The 16,659-nt window shown below is 38.7% G+C and carries 15 protein-coding genes and 2 pseudogenes; 5 read left to right on the top strand and 12 right to left on the bottom strand.

Annotated features, from left to right (window positions below; genetic code table 11):
* Window positions 1-58: 58 nt before the first annotated feature.
* Window positions 59-214 (top strand): hypothetical protein, encoded by a 156-nt coding sequence (locus tag NWP25_RS08000; protein ID WP_280652071.1) that lies wholly within the window; start codon window positions 59-61, stop codon window positions 212-214.
* Here NWP25_RS08000 and NWP25_RS08005 read toward each other — a convergent pair.
* The 3 genes from NWP25_RS08005 to NWP25_RS08015 all read right to left on the bottom strand — a co-directional run bounded on the left by NWP25_RS08005 (window position 191) and on the right by NWP25_RS08015 (window position 4,701).
* The gene (locus tag NWP25_RS08005; protein ID WP_280652070.1) at window positions 191-2,023 is read right to left on the bottom strand and encodes an AAA family ATPase; all 1,833 of its coding nucleotides are present in this window, start codon (window positions 2,021-2,023) and stop codon (window positions 191-193) included. The genes NWP25_RS08000 and NWP25_RS08005 overlap by 24 nt on opposite strands.
* Window positions 2,024-2,095: 72 nt before the next feature.
* Window positions 2,096-3,979 carry an ArsA family ATPase gene (locus NWP25_RS08010; protein WP_280652069.1) on the bottom strand — a complete coding sequence of 628 codons (1,884 nt, stop codon included), beginning with the start codon at window positions 3,977-3,979 and terminating at the stop codon, window positions 2,096-2,098.
* Between the two features lie 41 nt (window positions 3,980-4,020).
* Window positions 4,021-4,701 carry a GvpL/GvpF family gas vesicle protein gene (locus tag NWP25_RS08015; protein WP_280652068.1) on the bottom strand — a complete coding sequence of 227 codons (681 nt, stop codon included), beginning with the start codon at window positions 4,699-4,701 and terminating at the stop codon, window positions 4,021-4,023.
* 410 nt (window positions 4,702-5,111) lie between these two features.
* On the opposite strand from NWP25_RS08015, the gene NWP25_RS08020 reads away from it, so the two are divergent.
* Entirely contained in the window at window positions 5,112-5,444 is a 333-nt protein-coding gene (locus tag NWP25_RS08020; protein ID WP_280652067.1) for a hypothetical protein, read from the top strand.
* A 288-nt stretch (window positions 5,445-5,732) separates the two neighbouring features.
* On the opposite strand, the gene NWP25_RS08025 is transcribed toward NWP25_RS08020, so the two are convergent.
* The 7 genes from NWP25_RS08025 to gvpA all read right to left on the bottom strand — a co-directional run bounded on the left by NWP25_RS08025 (window position 5,733) and on the right by gvpA (window position 10,223).
* A complete protein-coding gene (locus NWP25_RS08025; protein ID WP_280652066.1) occupies window positions 5,733-6,074 on the bottom strand; it encodes a gas vesicle protein GvpG in 342 nt (113 codons plus the stop codon).
* Window positions 6,075-6,134: 60 nt separating this feature from the next.
* Window positions 6,135-6,866, bottom strand: a complete 732-nt coding sequence (gene gvpF / locus NWP25_RS08030; RefSeq protein WP_280699163.1) for a gas vesicle protein GvpF — start codon at window positions 6,864-6,866, stop codon at window positions 6,135-6,137.
* 48 nt (window positions 6,867-6,914) lie between these two features.
* A complete protein-coding gene (locus NWP25_RS08035) occupies window positions 6,915-7,382 on the bottom strand; it encodes a gas vesicle protein K (RefSeq protein WP_280699164.1) in 468 nt (155 codons plus the stop codon).
* 113 nt (window positions 7,383-7,495) lie between these two features.
* On the bottom strand, window positions 7,496-7,903 hold the full coding sequence (locus tag NWP25_RS08040) for a gas vesicle protein (protein WP_280652063.1): 408 nt from the start codon (window positions 7,901-7,903) through the stop codon (window positions 7,496-7,498).
* Between the two features lie 111 nt (window positions 7,904-8,014).
* On the bottom strand, window positions 8,015-8,971 hold the full coding sequence (gvpN, locus tag NWP25_RS08045; RefSeq protein WP_280652062.1) for a gas vesicle protein GvpN: 957 nt from the start codon (window positions 8,969-8,971) through the stop codon (window positions 8,015-8,017).
* Between the two features lie 418 nt (window positions 8,972-9,389).
* Entirely contained in the window at window positions 9,390-9,668 is a 279-nt protein-coding gene (gene gvpC / locus NWP25_RS08050) for a gas vesicle protein GvpC (RefSeq protein WP_280656286.1), read from the bottom strand.
* Between the two features lie 339 nt (window positions 9,669-10,007).
* Entirely contained in the window at window positions 10,008-10,223 is a 216-nt protein-coding gene (gene gvpA, locus NWP25_RS08055; RefSeq protein ID WP_280652748.1) for a gas vesicle structural protein GvpA, read from the bottom strand.
* Window positions 10,224-10,736: 513 nt separating this feature from the next.
* Between gvpA and NWP25_RS08060 the strand changes: the two genes are divergently transcribed.
* Window positions 10,737-12,365, top strand: coding sequence for a metallophosphoesterase family protein (locus tag NWP25_RS08060; protein ID WP_280699165.1), 1,629 nt, complete (start codon window positions 10,737-10,739; stop codon window positions 12,363-12,365).
* A 69-nt stretch (window positions 12,366-12,434) separates the two neighbouring features.
* Here the strand turns inward: NWP25_RS08060 and NWP25_RS18815 are convergent.
* Window positions 12,435-13,332: pseudogene (locus tag NWP25_RS18815) on the bottom strand (IS982 family transposase).
* Between the two features lie 272 nt (window positions 13,333-13,604).
* Here NWP25_RS18815 and NWP25_RS08075 point away from each other — a divergent pair.
* Window positions 13,605-14,681: a D-alanine--D-alanine ligase family protein gene (locus NWP25_RS08075; RefSeq protein WP_280652744.1), complete on the top strand. Its 1,077-nt coding sequence runs from the start codon at window positions 13,605-13,607 to the stop codon at window positions 14,679-14,681.
* A gap of 290 nt (window positions 14,682-14,971) precedes the next feature.
* The gene (locus NWP25_RS08080) at window positions 14,972-15,472 is read left to right on the top strand and encodes a hypothetical protein (protein WP_280687723.1); all 501 of its coding nucleotides are present in this window, start codon (window positions 14,972-14,974) and stop codon (window positions 15,470-15,472) included.
* Window positions 15,473-16,521: 1,049 nt separating this feature from the next.
* Here NWP25_RS08080 and NWP25_RS08085 read toward each other — a convergent pair.
* Window positions 16,522-16,659: pseudogene (locus NWP25_RS08085) on the bottom strand (IS4 family transposase); the annotation flags it as partial.

The following is a 16,659-nucleotide window of genomic DNA, read 5'->3' on the forward strand; positions in this document are numbered from 1 at the left end:
GAAACTTGATAAAATCCTCGGTTTTGAGGATCAAGGGTGAGTTGTTGCTGTGGAAGATATGCCCAAGCTTGAAGATATTTTGGGTATGTCAGCAGCAAGAAAGCAGATTATTGATTGGGGTGGGCAAAGCCCACCTAATACTAGAGGATTTCTCAAAGAACTTGTTGCTTTACCCCTATCAAAAATTCAACTAAATTGTACGTTGTTGGCTTAAAGCTTGATAAGAAGCTTGGAAATCATCAACAGTAATCTTGATCGCAGCAGTATCTGTTTCACCTTGAGACCTAAACCGACGAATTGCTTCTACAGCGGCCTGATTGCATAATAATACCAAATCTGCGCCATTCCAACCTTCTGTCATGTTAGCCCAATGTTCCAAGTCCACATTTAACAGAGGTCTGCCCTGATTGTAAACTTGTAAAATCTTTAACCGACTATCTGAATTTGGTAAATCTACCTTCAATTGCAAATCCAACCGTCCTGCCCGTAATAAAGCAGGATCTATGGCATCAGGACGATTAGTAGCCCCAATTACCAAAATGTTAGACCCCGATTCTAAACCATCTAACTCCGTCAGTAATTGCCCTACCACCCGGTTACTTACACCAGAATCACCAGTGTAAGTCCCCCGTGCTGGGGCTAATGTATCGAGTTCATCGATGAATATAACACAGGGGTCTGCTTGTCGGGCTTTAGCAAATAATTCTCTTACCGCCTGTTCACTGGCTCCGACCCAACGGCTGAGCAAATCTGGGCCGTTAATACCAATAAAGTTAGCTCTAGCTTGGGAAGCCACGGCCTTAGCTAGTAGTGTTTTACCAGTACCCGGAGGGCCCCATAACAATATTCCTTTTGGTGCTTTGGCTTTCGTGCGTTTGTATAGTTCTGGATACAGTAAAGCCCCTTCCACTGATTCCCGCAAGGTTTGCTTAATGGTTTCTAAACCACCAATATCTTCCCATTCCACATGGGGCACTTCCACCTCCATACTGCGAAGTACTGCTGGTTTAATTTCTTTGAGAGCCTGCAAAAAATCAGATTGCTGTATCGTCATGGTCTCTGGAATTTGCATTTCAATAGAAGGGACTTGACGACGCAAGGCTGAGTAAGCTGCTTTTTGACAAACAGCTTTCAAGTCAGCCCCCACAAATCCCACAGTGCGCTCGGCAATAAATTCAAGATTAACTGTATCGTCCAACGGCATGGCGCGAGTTAGAACTTCCAGAATTTCTTTGCGCCCATTGCTATCTGGAACTCGAAACTGGATTTCTCTGTCAAAGCGTCCGGGACGACGTAGCGCCGGGTCAAGATAGTCAGGACGATTAGTGGCCGCCAGTAAAATCACGCCTTTGTTCTGAGAGAAGCCGTCCATTAAGCTTAGTAATTGTGCTACCAAGCGCTTTTCTACTTCTCCCTCCACAGCACTGCGGTCGGGGGCCAAGCTATCAATTTCGTCAATAAAAATAATACAGGGAGCGTTTTTGGCAGCTTTTTCAAAAATGCTCCGCAGTTTTTGCTCTGCTTCACCGTAATATTTAGTAATAACTTCTGGCCCCACAAGAGCAATGTAGTTAACCCCCAGTTCTTCAGCTAATGCGCGAGCGGTCAATGTTTTGCCAGTTCCTGGCGGTCCAACTAACAATACACCATGTGTAGGTTCTAATCCCAACTTAACCAGTAGGTCAGGACGTTTTAAAGGAATCGCAATCAATTCTTTGAGTTCTTTCAACTCTTGACCCAATCCCCCAATATCTTTTAGCGTCATACCTGAATTAGCTTCAGGTTGTTCCACCGGTTCAGATGAGCCTGCTTCATTAGGCGTAGGGGGGGGAGTACGAATTGAGGTGGTACCAACATTACTAGTTCTATAATTAGTACGGGGAATATTACCTGCTCTGGGAATATTATTTAAGGAGCGTGAGTTAAATTGCACATCTGTTTTGATTTCTCCCTTTTCAACTTTTTCTTCTAGAGTTTTGACCAATTCTATGAACTGCTCAAACCCCTTGAATAAATCACTCATAACATTCCTCTCAAAATGAAGCGAGATATCTATATTATTCTGATGCTACATTCAGCTTAAATTTGATGTTGATTAATCAAAGTCAAATAAAAGATTTGCAGCTCCTTGAATACGGGCAAACGGTTCCACAGACCTAGGTAAATAAGGTAAGCGAATGATGGTTTGTTCCGGGAATAGGTTGGGATCAACTTCTACTTCTGGACTATAACGATTTTGAACCACATAGCGTTGTTCGATACCCATATTTTTCAGGGACTCTGTTAAACGTACGTGTTCAGCTATAATCGCAGGTTCAGCCTGAATTATACCTATAAATTGGGTGTGCTGTGGGTTTTTCAATTTCTTTTGGGCTTGTACAACCTGTTGACGTAGATGACGCAAGCGCCCAATTAAATCAACTCGACCTAGGACATTTTGATACTTTATCCATAGCTTAAATATCCACGACAACCAATCTCCTAAAGCAGATGGCATTGCCAAAAATTGTAGCAGATGCCCTGTGGGAGCAGTATCTAAAACAATCAAATCTTGCTGGTTGCTATCCAATAAGTCCATGATCGTGATTAGGGATAGTATCTCATCAATCCCTGGTAAAGCTTGAGACATGATTTGTCGCCAAGCTCCTGGAAGATAAGCAATATCTACTGTGCTATTGGTTTCTGTACCCTGACCACTAATCATATCTGCTAACTCCCAGAGATAGTCCGTACGAAACTGATCTAATATTTCATCAGCATCAATTTCTTGTCCGGTTAAATTAGTTGCTAATAATGAGGGTTGATGTCCCAATTTTTGTCCAAAGGCATCTCCCAAGGAATGGGCAGGATCTATGGATATTACACGAATTTTCTGTTGAGGATGACGATTAGCTAAACCCCAGGCTAAAGCTGCGGAAACTGTTGTTTTGCCAACTCCGCCTTTCCCACCCAGGATAATTAATTGATATCCTGCGTCTACAAAGTCAATAAAGCTTGGGGGAATTTTACTAGGCCATTGAATTATTGGCGGTGAAGAAAGTTCAACTGTATCGATTTGTTCGAATTTTTCTATTAGTGCATCTAATGCCAAGCCACCTAAGGGTTGTTTAGCTTGTTGTGGCACGAGAAAAACAGGTTCATTGTCGGCAATTCTTAAGAATTTATCAATTAAATTCTGTTGCTCTGTGTAGCGGTCAGGATCTATCTCTTTATTTGTAATGATCCGATTGATGATAATTCCGGCTGAATGAATATGAATATTGCTTAAATTCTCTAAAAATCGTTCAGTTTCTGCTAAACACATAGGTTCAGCAATTGTTACTACCAAACAACCTGTAAATGTCTGATCTTGCAGCAGTCTTCTCCCTTCTGCTAGTTGAAAGTGCATATCAACTAGAAACTTGTCTACTTCATCATCGGTGTAGCTACCCGCAAAGGTTTCTGTGATGACACGATGTTTTTCTTGAAACAAGTCAAATGAATTGAGAATGACATCAAAGAAATCTTCTAATTTTAATAAATTCAATGTATGGCCTGAAGGAGCCATGTCAAGCACTATACGATCTACAGCTTTTTCAGAAAGTAGACGTTGAATTTCTAACAATCCCATTAATTCATTTAAGCCAGGCCAATTCAAATCCCAAACTGGAGCTAAATCTTCTCCGTCTGCTAAACTACCCCGCTCAACCAAAAGTTCTAAAAATCGACTATATTTTGCTCTAAATTCCACTAACAATTTTTGAGCATCTAAAGCTCGAACAGTCAAATTAGGCAGATCTGTTGATGGTGAAGCATGATCTTTTACTTCTGAAAGTAATACATCTCCTAAAGAATGTGCAGGATCTGTAGAAATTAGCAAAATCCTTGATTCTGGGAACTTTCTTGCCCAATATCGAGCGAAACCGCAAGAGACAGTAGTTTTACCAACTCCACCTTTGCCGCTAAACATGACTAAGTTAAGTGAATCGTACTGGTCCATAATAAATTTAAAACTATCACGTTAAAAATCAATAAATTTAATCAAATAAAGTGGTAAGGCGGTAGAGAATCACTCAATAATAAATCCCACCGGGGACAAGCATTCTCCCAACTTAACCTTTCATCCAAGAATAGATTTTTATCTTCAGTATTTACTAAAATATGAATACGGACTTCTTCTTCTTTTTCTTCAATTACAACGGGGTATTTATTGACTTTTGCAATTAAATCAATCAAAGCTTCTTTTTCTGCTGTTTGGCCAATAATAAAGTTTTGGTGATTTTGATACTGCTGCTTTTTAGCCAAAAAGTAATCTTTACCTTTTCCTTGTACTGGCATTAATTCTTCTAATACTTTAGGAATTAATTTTAAGGTAAATTGAGTTTTACCATTGATTTTTTCTAGCTGGTTACGATATTTTTCTGTATTTGCTTCTAGATGCACCAGTAGATTCTGCTCAGAATCAAAACATATCCCAAACTGCAACGGTAAAACTGTAATCTGTTGAAAAAGCTCACAAATAACTCGGTCATGACATAAGGCCATCTTGATAATCTTCTGATCATCATCTTGAAAAGACTCTAAAGTTATTCCAGGCTCTACTATGACCGAAATGTCAGTACCATCAATCAGCACTAGTTGGCTAGCAGCACCTTGTGGCAAAGTCAGCGCAAATCTCGGTTTTTCTACAAAAGCATAACTGTAAAGGTCTTTTAGTGCCATAGACTTGACTGATACTGATGTATTTTCTTACTGGTTTACTTGATAATGATATTAAGGGCTTGTAAAAAATATACCATACTTTTGGTTATTTTGCTAACTCAATATCAGAAATTTTTCGCTTCTCTTAATATAACTTTACATATTCAGTAGTAAATTTTTAACTAAATTTTTGAAGATTTCGATAATTAAGTAATTTACTGGCTCAAGAAAATTCAATTTTCATTTATATGAGCCAGAGAATTCATTGAGCCATAAAATTTTACTAATGACTTTTAATGATCATAAGCAATGTCTGTTCAACCTAACAAATCATAAACTTGAGGAAAATAGTTAAGTAAATATTTACATAACCTTTAAACATTGACAGCGCAAACTTAGTTATAATGTTGTGAAACCATCAGGTATTTTCCATGAAAAAGATTCATAAGCGTAGTATTATCAGGCCTAAGGTTAGTACTATGCCCCGGAATAGAAGTGAGGCATCAAGTCAATTAGAACTTTATCAAATGGCAACTGAAAAGGAACGTATTCAAAGAGAATTACATTTCATAAATGAACGGATGGGTGTGCTTAAGCAACGTTTGAATACGCTCAATCACCAAATAGAAGAAACGGAAAAAGCGGTTAAGAAAATGCGCGCAGCCGATGCAAGGGAGACGGAAAATTCTATTTCACCTCATGCTAATCAAGATTTTCACTCTGTTGAATCCAAGAATTACCATATCCTTGAAATTGAATATTGAGTTGGTGACATTTTTTATGCTTTTACACTCCCGCCCCAACTATAAAAATTTCTGTGTTTGGTGAGTGTAATTTTTCTTTTGCACACAATGCACAAAAGTTAGTTTTTGCTATTTTACCTCGGTATAATCAGCTCCAGTATATAGATTACAGTTATTTTTTTTCAATAAAGATTATACTGAAGCATCTCCTCTATTCCCGGGTAGCACCGCCGTGTTTTCAGTGTAATTAAGCTTCCTAAATACTCATATAGGGTGCGGTGTAGTATGTCAGATATGTTGCTTCACATATTAGGATAGCAAGACTAAATCTGGGGTTTCCTCTCCTTGAACATCTGAGTCCCCATCTTGTTCAAATTGTACTGTTGACTGAGGTTCTTCTTCTAAAGCTTCATCTTCTCTAGATTCTGCTTCCAATGCTTGCATTCTTAGTAGAATTTCTTCTTCTTGAGCCTCATATTCTTCTTCGCTAATTTCACCCATGTCAAAGGAAAGTTGCAAAGCCAATAATTGTTTATTGAGATTTTCTTGCTCATCAAATTCAGTGTTGGCTCGTTCTTGAATCTGCTCCGCGATCCAAACTACTCCGCTAATAGGACCCATTATTGGTGTTAGTAAAGCTTTCAGCAACATAGTCAAAGCTCCTATGATATTGCAAGGAAACAGGTATTTTAATAACTGAAATTGGTTTGATTATTCAGCCAGTTGGGCAAATGTATAGGGTGCAGTAAAATTGTTGTAGCGAATACGTAGGCGATCGCCAAATTGTTTATCAATGGCTTCCACACGTTCGCTAAACATAGACTCACTTTCCCAAGGAATCAAAAATGCACTGTTATAAATCATTTCTTCCGTCATCAGTTCACCTTCCATAACCTCTTTAGCTAAAGGATTGAGATGACTGGAAAAAACTTCAACTACAGCTTGTTTACGATCCAGCAAATTACTTTCAATTAACTGTCCAATATAAATCACCTCTTCGATACTTAATTGTTTTCCTGCCATCTTGTCACGTTCTTGTTTCAAGTCAGGATCAGATTCCATCATGGCTTGTAGCTCAGATTTGCTATCCCAGAAGATTTTAACGCTCACCTCTCTTTGTCCTTCTAATTTTTTGAATAATTCTTTTAATTGTTCTTTATATGGTTCTATGAGTTGCGCCTTTATTGCGTCCCAATCTGTGACAACCAATCCAAACTGCAGAGGTAGAAGAACATGAAATCCCTCTTTCATTGTTTCTTCTAAAACTTTTTCATGAGTTAATAAATTACGTCGAGAAGCCATATATTTTTCTTTACAGGCTTCTGAATATAAAAAAGTAAATCCATCAACCACTTCAGCACCAACAGGTTGTGCATCTAACCCTTTAATATTAATGGACGCAGGAATCATATCGGGAAAAATGCCATACAAATAAAGACCCATAACTACAAACTCATTTATTAATTAATTATTACGACTGATAACCTTTGATTAGACAGACTTTGATGTCAAAACTAAACGTAACTTAGCATGAATCAAATTGAGTTGAGCTAAACCTAAGTCTATTTCCCCGTCTACAACAATACCAGTGTTTAAAAGCCTATCTAATAATTCTAATATTGAAGATTGACTACTGGTTTCCCCTGGATAATAAGAACCAGATTGAGGTAACAAAGTACCAAAATCTCCTAAATCTAAATTTAGATTCGATGGCTCAATTTCAAATATCTCACAGAGGTGCAATATTTGTTCTTCTAACTTCTGCAAACTTTCCGCCGCTCGCTCTAAGTCAGATTCAGACAGCAAATCCTCTTCCATACGGCGAATTATTTGAGCCTCCATTAGCTGACGTACTAATTCTAATACAGTCAATAATAAAGGAGCCAAACCTGCTTCATTGTTTTGTTTAGAAGCTTTGGTTGGTAAATCATTAAAGTTGTCAGATGAATGACAAGGCATTTCTAAAGATACAACCTAAAGTTTGATTTTCTTGTAATGCAACTTAATCAGTTATGTTTCAGATTATGTTTCGTATATCTTACTAGGTTATGTGTTTTTTACCAAAAAATTGATTAATCGTTCACCTGGGAATCGTTATTGTTGGCAGGTAGATTTGTTTCCTCTTCTACATTGTTGGCAGATTTCAGTAATTTTATTTGTGCTTCTAAATTCTCTAAACGATGTTGCAGGTTTTGATTTTCTTCCGATAAACGTTGGGCTTTGCTGCTCAGGTAAGGATCATTTTCCCACCAATTGATACCCATCTCTTTCGCTTTATCCACGGAGGAGATTAGCAAACGAATCCGAATGTGTATCAGTTCAGTTGATGCAATGGATATAGAAATATCACCGGCAATAACAACTCCTTTATCTAGAACTCTTTCTAAAATATCTGCTAAATTCGAGCCTTGAGTAGATGTAGTAATACCTCTACTTGAGTTTGTCTGATGACGTGTTGGCAGTATAGGGGTAGAATTCACAAGCGATTCAACTCTTAATTGGTATAAACAAGGCGATTTTGCTGAAAAACAATTCGTTTTTTTAACAAGGGAAAGCATTTAATTATATGCAATCCCGCTGTTTGCTAAAGATTAGTAGTTGTAAACTTCTTTACCAAGAAGGTCAACTTTTCCTAAATCTGTCTTGTAGTTCTGTTGGAGTAGTTCAAGAAAAACATTTTTGGCTTCGCTCATAGATAAATTGCTGCGGTTACACAGAACATCTATAACAATCTCCTGAAATTCTGGATTCTGTGGCAGTGCTAAAATAGCGTGGTCTACACACACCTTAGCAATCATCAAGCAAGAGCGTAAGCCGGAGCTTTTTTCGGCTCGGATAGCGAAACGAAATGATTTTACTAACTCGACTATTAAATCTGCAGATTGTCGATCTATATTTGTTTTCTGAATTAATATTTCGGTTTGAGTTATCTCATCTGGTTCCGGCATATCAATAGTTACTAACCTATCCATTAAAGCATCTTGCGTTGCATGAACTCCGCAGTATTCTTCAGGATTGGATGTAAAGATAGCGCGAAACTGGGGGCTAACGTGTAGATATTCTGGCTGATTACTGCTAGGGGGTAGGCTGAGAATTTTTTCTTCTAAAGCTGAAAGTAAAACGTTATTAACTTCCGGGCGTGAACGGTTAAATTCATCGTAGACCAAGGTAAAACCTTCCCGACACGCCAAAGTAAGTCTAGAATCAACCCAATTTTGTCTTAACTCATCTTCTACTTTAACAACATTGTGAATGTAGTTATCCAGCAGCTTTTTACGGGTGTAACCAGTTTCACTACCAATCAAATCTGAACTTTTAAATTCGTCGTCTCCAAACAGTAACATTACTGGACTGTCGAGACGATGAGCTATGTGCAGCGCTAAAGTTGTTTTCCCAGTTCCGGCTGGTCCTCGCAAGTGAACAGGAAAACCTGATTTGAGGTAGCGTAAAGCTCTATTCGCTACTTTCTCAATGGGGGGGGTCATAACAAATTGGCCTGCACGGACACGAAGAACTGCTCTTTTATTAGAGGTGTTAGTGATGGTCATAAATCAGAGGTTTTAAACAAACTAAGCTTTTATAAGACTGTGGGATTACAAGTTGATAACAAGGCGCTACTGCGACATCGTTTCCATCTTAACTAATTTCCTGAAGTTTCCTGTTTTCCTCCTGTTTTGACGAAGATGCAATTAGTAATGGCTAGCGATTATTCGCTGGACGTGCTCAGGTTATCTATAATAATACACAAAGCACAGCAAAAATACTACTTTATTAAAAGTAGTAAGTTTACTGCTTTATTAGCTCAATGTATTTATTTTACTAAATTATCAGACTAAAAATCACTCTTTCGTTCAATTAATCTTATTAATTAACCCCTTGTATTACCAGTTATGCAACTGAAAGATAAAGGGGGTTTAGAATTTAGCCCGATTCTTTAACAGGCAAGATATGTTTACTAAAACTGAGTTAACGGACAGGTACACCGATAACACTCATAAACAAATCCTGACGGAATTGGCTTAGATCTTGCCTTTGTTTCTGAGCTTTAGCAATACGTTCTTCAGCAGTGGCTGCTAAAAAATCGTTGGTTTCTTGCTCTAGTTTTTGCTGGAACGCACGTAGTTCTGAAGCTTGTTGTTGAGCTTGAGCAAATCGCTCATTAGCGGTGGTTGCTAAAAATTCTTGAGTTGCTTGCGCTAACGAGCGATTCTCTTGATGAATTCTTTGCATTAAAGCTACAGACATGGAATTCTCCTGAGAATGATAAACTTAGGCAGTTTGGGAAGTAAGACTGTATGCCTAGTTAGGCTGACAGCTTCTGCATGTTTCAGGCGTTTTTTTGACAGAAGCTATTAAAAGTTTTTTCCCTAGTAATCCAATACAAACAAAAGTAAAGAAAAACTAGTACGAGTACCCGTCAAGATGACTTCATAAAGGATCCCATCTATAAATGTTGGTATTCTAAAAAAGGAATTACTCTTAATTAAATACCGTGAATTTAAAGATTAGATCCTTAAAGTCTTACTATTAAAGGTTTTGCGTAGAATAACTAACTAGTTATTCTACGATTGCGTTAATTAGTTATTATGCAGGAACCGCTGCGGATTGGGTCAAACCTACAGCTTCTGCATACTTCAAGTAGGTCTCTACGGAAGCGATTACAACTCTAGCTTCGATAGCCAGTAATTCGATACCAACTAAGGAAACACGAGCCCAAGCGTCAACTACGATACCTTTGTCAAGAATTCTATCGATTACTTCTGCCAAGCTAGAAGAAGAGTTGGTTTTTTCAACTGCCATATGTTTGCTCCTCGAGTGATTTATTTCAACGGTCTAAGCTATCTTATTGCGTGTGTAGAAACGTGATGTTTCTCTGACACTGATGACACTATAACAGCATAGTCAAAAAATAATCAATCCCTTGACAAAAAAAAATATACATTCGAAAATATAAAATTTTTAAAAAAAACATGAGTATATATGTTGTATAAGAAGTGTATAAGAAAGTCTCTCATTTTTATAGCAACCTCTCTCATTTTATAAATGGTTTAATAATGGTTAAACGGAGCATAATACTATCTAAATCAGGCAAATTTATTGTGTACTCTCAAGCTAATTAAAGGCCGAAATTATCTTTATACAAGGTATTGAGCTAATACAAGGCGATCACAGCAAGGGCAAAGTCAACCCACATATTTTTACCATGGTTGCTGTGACTGTTTGCTGAGTGTTAAGTTACGAAATGTTAACATTACTCATTTTGTTGGTGCTATGCTTTACCCTGTAAGCGTGCCTTTATTGGGGCAAACAACTATGACCTCACCACTGCACTTGCTGACTGACCCATTTTTGCAGCTACCAACTGATAAATCAGTGCAAGTAGTTTGGTTTACGGAATTTCTTGGCAAAAAACACATAGTTACCTACGGGAAAAATCTCGACCAATCAACTTGTGCCAAGACCACTAAACTCAGCCGCACACGAGAAGACCAGAAATCAAACCTAGTAAATCTCACTACAAATCAACCGATAATACGTGACATCTGGCGACACGAAGCGGAAGTGATTGGGTTAACGCCTGGTGTACGTGTTCCGTATCGTATTACAAGTATCTGCTCAGATGGCCTCAGTGTCAGCAGCAATGTTTTTACCCTCGCACCCAACCCAAAACCAGGTCAAGCACTGAAAATTCTCCTGACTTCAGATCATCAGTTAAAACCGATGACATCTGCAAATCTGCAAAAGGTGGTGGAAACGGTGGGACAAGTAGATGGAGTATGGTTCGCTGGTGATTTAATTAATGTAAGCGATCGCGCCTCAGAATGGTTTGATGATAGTCGGGGTGGTGCATTCTTTCCGGTTTTACAAGGTCGTGCTAATTATGAAATGACATACAATCGCGTTAAAACCATTTATACAGGTGGCGAAATTATTCAACACGCCCCTATGTTTACAGCCATTGGCAATCATGAAGTGATGGGGCGATGGGGGAGAACAGATAGTTTAAACAGCGAATTTAACGATACCATTCCCCGTGACGTCGCTCAAAAATTATACAGTGGCAAATCTTTAATAGATAATTCATTTAATACTCATACCTACGAAGAAATTTTCAGCCTACCCGAAAGTAAACCAGGTGGTAAAAAGTATTATGCCGTCAGTTTTGGTGATGTGCGTTTAGTGGTACTTTATGTTACGAATATGTGGCGTACACCCAAATTAGATACAGTACGTAAAAGTAGATATACAGAACCAGCCCAGAATTTAGATAACCGAGAAAATTGGGGTTATGGACAGTTTATTTTTGAGTCAATTGCTAAAGGTAGTCAGCAATATAATTGGTTAGAAGCAGAACTTAACAGTCTAGAATTTCAAAAAGCAAAATACAAAGTTGTCATGTTTCATCACCCACCCCATACTCTCGGTGATAACATTGTTCCTCCCTACACTAATCCAGTGCAGATCATTGAAAGTAACCAACAAGGCAAAATTACCGCAGTACGTTACGAATATCCCAAACACGCAGATTATATTAACCGTGATGTTCTCCCCTTACTAGAAGCTGCTAATGTGCAATTAGTCTTATATGGACATTCCCATTTATGGAATCGCTTTGTTAGTCCTAGTGGGATGCACTTTTTGGAAACCTCCAATGTGGGTAACTCCTATGGTGCTGCTTGGGGAAACAAAAAACGAGAAGTACCAATTGGATATCAAGAAGATTATGTTGCACTTGGGAATCCTTACGGTTTGGAACCAGTCACACCAACAATTGCACCTTTGTTAGCCGAAGATGGTCAACCGCTTCCTTATATAGCCAGTAATGATATCACTGTTTTTAGTATCTTTGATACAGGTATAGGTGTAGTTAGTAGCTATTATTTTGATACCCGTAAACCAGATTCAGATGTGGTAAAGTTTGATGAATTCAAATTGAAATAAATAGGTTTTTTGTGATTTTTTACTGTAAATTTGGTTATATATTTTGTAGCAAATAACGCCTTATGTGAATTAAGCCAGAGGATGCTGTTCAAAGGTAAGAACGTCAATACCAAAACGAAGACGCAGAAAAATGCCTAGAGTATAACTGGCGATTTTGGCAGCAACATGGACGCAGATACCACCAACTTTCTTCCTCAATAGGCGCTCCAAATTACCTCCGGTATTTTGCACCTCGTGAAATACCCCTTCAACACCCTGGCGCAGGCGATTGAGCAAACCCTCAAAAGCTTTTGGCTGTTGTTGAAGCTGATTAGCTCGTTTTGGAGTAAAAATTTGATTACCCGTAGTTTTAGCAATATCGCTTTGCCATTCACCACCGATAAATCCTTTATCTGCAAGGATACGGCAGCCGCGAACGGAATCTAAAACCGATTCTACTGCTAAAGGTTCATCTGTAGTGGCTGGCACTAAAGAATAAACCAAGGGAATACCATTGAGAGTGCTGACCAGAACTAACTTGTAGCCAAAGTAATTCATTTTGCCACCGGCACACCAGCCATAATCAGCACTGTAAATTCACTTTGGCTTTTGTCACGTTTATAGCCAACTACAGGTATTGGTTTTGTATCTAACACCAAGGTACGTTAAAACATTGCCCCCAAGTCTCCAAGGCAAAAACGTCTTAATTCTTCCAGCATTCCCTCTAATCCTCTGGCTCTGGGGTTGAACTGGCTTTGGTCTAACAGTTTTGGAAACAAACTCAAATAATTTGCCCTCACGAACCCTAAAAACTTTTGTTCTCCTGGGTATGGGAAAAAATCCATTGCTACCAACGGTGTTAACATCTCACTATCCGTGAATTTTGGTGATGGCCTTGGCAATAACGGTAGGTAACAATAGCCTTTTTGTTGATACCAATCATCATTAGCGCAAAAATTGTCGTCAATAGGGTGGAACCTTCTACTATATTCATTAGGAAACCTCAAGCTTTGGTGTCGTTACCTTTATCCTGTGGTTTCCCCTTCTTTTTTGCTACCCCATCTCACATAAGGCGTAAAGAATATAGAGATATTCCATAAACCTCTCCACAACGGTTGGTATTAAGTTTGAATAACAAAAATATTGAAGCATATAGTTAGTTCCCCACAGATCAAAGTTATATTTTTCCTCACTAGAAAAAAATATAGTAACCTGAGCAGGTTATGATACGCTATCTGCGAAGAGTAAAAGGTACTATAAATGACTAAGCTGCGGGTGGGACTGCTGTTTGGGGGTCGTTCCGGGGAGCATCAAGTTTCAATTAGTTCAGCACGGGCGATCGCTAAAGCTTTAAGTGCAGAGCAAAATGCTAGTAAGTACGAAATTATACCTTTTTACATCCAGGAAGATGGATGCTGGTTAGGGAAAGAAATATCCCAAGAAGTTATAGAGTCTGGTATTCCACACTTAGAAGTCCAAAACCTAAGCCCATGGCGATCGCTTTCCCAAGTCACAGATGTAGCAGATGTTTGGTTTCCCATTCTGCACGGTCCCAATGGTGAAGACGGTACTATTCAAGGGTTACTCACATTAATGCAAGTTCCCTTTGTTGGTTCAGGGGTGTTAGGTTCGGCTGTGGGTATGGATAAAATTGCCATGAAAATGGCCTTTCAGCAAGCAGGATTGCCCCAGGTGAAATACAAGGCGTTAACGAGAGGGCAAGTTTGGTCAAATCCTTGTGTGTTCCCTAAACTATGCGATGAAATTGAGTCAGCTTTAGGTTATCCCTGCTTTGTCAAACCTGCTAACTTGGGTTCATCGGTGGGTATTACCAAAGTGCGATCGCGCCAAGAGTTAGAAGCGGCTTTAGACAATGCTGCTACTTATGACAGACGGCTAATTGTAGAAGCAGGGGTAGTTGCTAGGGAAGTAGAATGTGCTGTATTAGGTAATGAGCAAACCAAAGCCTCTATCGTCGGAGAGATTACTTTCGATAGTGACTTTTATGATTATGAAACTAAATATACGCCAGGTAAAGCAGATTTACTGATTCCCGCACCGATTCCAGATGCTGTGAGCCGCCAAATCCAAGACATGGCATTACAAGCCTTTGCAGCTGTTGACGCTGCTGGTCTCGCAAGGATAGACTTTTTCTTTATAGAAGCCAGTGGGGAAGTATTGATCAACGAAATCAACACTTTACCAGGCTTTACTGCTACTAGTATGTATCCCCAACTCTGGGCTTATAGCGGTATACCCTTTGCTGAATTAGTGGATCGGTTAATTCAATTAGCCCTAGAAAGGCATTCTGGTAATAAGTTAAAGTCATTTGACTAAAGCTCCTCATTGCACCAAAAAATAGAATTTAGTAGCGAATGTTTCCACAAAAAAAGCTACTGAATTCCTAATTTTGGCTACGGTTACCTCATGGTTAACTCCTCCACTACAATCGTTGCCTAGAGGGGAAAAATCTGAAAGTCATTATGAAACAGAATCAGAGCCTAAATGGAAAGCCAAACCAACTCAGAGATAGAACAAAAACTCAATCCGGACTCATAGGTAGCTCAAATATTTTTATTTATCTGCTTATACGTCATCCGGGATTATTGTTAACTGCGTTCTTAACAATGATGATGGCAACTGCCAGTTTAGCTTTATATAGCTTGGGTTATGTTGACAGTGTAGACAAACCAGAAGTAGAAGAAATTTCTGCTGTCGTGGAAAAACCAATCATAACAACCTCTGAGAACAGCAATCCTACACCCTTATGGTTGGTAGTTGCCATTGCCCTCAGTTGTGCAAGTGGTTGCTTAATAATTGTCCGGCTAATCAACTGTCCTCATCAGCCTCAACAAGTTCGCCGCAAACTCATCAACAGCCATCGCACCTCAAGATCCTTCACACCAAATCGTCACTCAAACTTAAAACCAACAAGTTTAGAGAGTGAGCCAGTTTTTGTACCCTTGCAACCACTCAAGCCTGTAGTCACCGTTGCCAAATCAGAATCTGAAGTAAGAGCGCTACCAACAGAAAATAGGCATCGACTGCATAAAAGTAAAGAAAGTTTGGCAGAGTTGATGGATATTCGTAAAAACAATTCTTTGTCTACAATTTTACAGAAATATTAATCTGGTTCTGAAAACTGCTGAGTACTCAGACCCTTGGTCATAGGAAAATTATCCTAGACGAATAAAAAAACAATTCAAAATTCAAAACCTAAAATTTAAAACTGGTACTATCTAGCGTTAAGCCTCCCCGATGTAGAAAACCGGGGACTTCTGAAGAGTCCATACACTAACTTTCTTAGGCTGACATAAACAGCCCCTATGATTCTGCCAAAATCAATTTTTAGCATCACCGCTACCCTTCTCAAAATGTTAGCAGCGCCATGACAGTCTGCATTAATCTTGAAACCATCAGAAGATACGCATCATGGTTAGTTATTGGGAGCGAATAAATTCCCTCTCTGGAGCTTCCTCGGCTCCCTGAACCCAAGTGGCTTCCGTGCTTTTTAGCGATTTTATAAAGTCTGACCAACGAGCAAAGAGAAAAATCTAAAAAACTGCCAAAATGGCAACCACGCTGAGGTGAACTGAGTTAAATTGTAGAAGACAAAAAACAAAGAGGGTCCTGTTAATAGAAATAATCAAGACTAACTGAATCTTGACCAGTGTTTTAAAAATTAGGCTTGGTATTTGTCGCACCAGGAAAATTAAATCTGTATAAGCGTTGTCATTGATATACACATTAGCCCCCTAAATAAAGGACAGCGCCTGTACATATTCCTGATCACTACAGTGGCAAATGCCAGAGTGAGAGACCAGAGGCGCTTGATATGCCTTCTCTCACTCTTTTTTTTACGGTGTGATGCTGATGCATATAGCTTCCACCCGCTGGCCACGGCACTTAACTTGTGTCAAGTTGTAGTCTATATTATATTTGATTTTAATTTGAATATCTATCTTTAGATAGATGAAGTACCTTTATACAGACTTCAGAATAAAATCTTGTGATATGAACAACTTATATTACATCTTGTAGCAGTGGCTTTATTGGTATTAAAGTCATGTGGACAAAACTAAAAATTTGCTAAAAATTTGCTCAAACCCAGAAATGTTGAATGTCGTTACAAAACTTTACATAGTTATATATAGTAGTCCTATCAAAGGTGAAAATGTCAACATCTCATAATATCTTCCATCCAATGAACATAACTGATTTGTTGACACATACAAGCTTGAAGGTAGCGGAATTTATCTAACATCTTTTCACCCCATTGTTTAGGAACAGATACAAGTTGTAAAATTAGATAAGC

Origin of the sequence: Umezakia ovalisporum Ak1311 (assembly GCF_029891685.1) — a bacterium.
In the GTDB taxonomy this organism is placed as follows: domain Bacteria; phylum Cyanobacteriota; class Cyanobacteriia; order Cyanobacteriales; family Nostocaceae; genus Umezakia; species Umezakia ovalisporum.

Bases quoted from the DNA above. Each gene is read 5' to 3' on its own strand.
- NWP25_RS08000 (WP_280652071.1), top strand. From the start codon at position 59: ATGCCCAAGCTTGAAGATATTTTGGGTATGTCAGCAGCAAGAAAGCAG.
- NWP25_RS08005 (WP_280652070.1), bottom strand. From the start codon at position 2,023: ATGAGTGATTTATTCAAGGGGTTTGAGCAGTTCATAGAATTGGTCAAA.
- NWP25_RS08010 (WP_280652069.1), bottom strand. From the start codon at position 3,979: ATGGACCAGTACGATTCACTTAACTTAGTCATGTTTAGCGGCAAAGGT.
- NWP25_RS08015 (WP_280652068.1), bottom strand. From the start codon at position 4,701: ATGGCACTAAAAGACCTTTACAGTTATGCTTTTGTAGAAAAACCGAGA.
- NWP25_RS08020 (WP_280652067.1), top strand. From the start codon at position 5,112: ATGAAAAAGATTCATAAGCGTAGTATTATCAGGCCTAAGGTTAGTACT.
- NWP25_RS08025 (WP_280652066.1), bottom strand. From the start codon at position 6,074: ATGTTGCTGAAAGCTTTACTAACACCAATAATGGGTCCTATTAGCGGA.
- gvpF (WP_280699163.1), bottom strand. From the start codon at position 6,866: ATGGGTCTTTATTTGTATGGCATTTTTCCCGATATGATTCCTGCGTCC.
- NWP25_RS08035 (WP_280699164.1), bottom strand. From the start codon at position 7,382: ATGCCTTGTCATTCATCTGACAACTTTAATGATTTACCAACCAAAGCT.
- gvpN (WP_280652062.1), bottom strand. From the start codon at position 8,971: ATGACCATCACTAACACCTCTAATAAAAGAGCAGTTCTTCGTGTCCGT.
- gvpC (WP_280656286.1), bottom strand. From the start codon at position 9,668: ATGTCTGTAGCTTTAATGCAAAGAATTCATCAAGAGAATCGCTCGTTA.
- gvpA (WP_280652748.1), bottom strand. From the start codon at position 10,223: ATGGCAGTTGAAAAAACCAACTCTTCTTCTAGCTTGGCAGAAGTAATC.
- NWP25_RS08060 (WP_280699165.1), top strand. From the start codon at position 10,737: ATGACCTCACCACTGCACTTGCTGACTGACCCATTTTTGCAGCTACCA.
- NWP25_RS08075 (WP_280652744.1), top strand. From the start codon at position 13,605: ATGACTAAGCTGCGGGTGGGACTGCTGTTTGGGGGTCGTTCCGGGGAG.
- NWP25_RS08080 (WP_280687723.1), top strand. From the start codon at position 14,972: ATGATGATGGCAACTGCCAGTTTAGCTTTATATAGCTTGGGTTATGTT.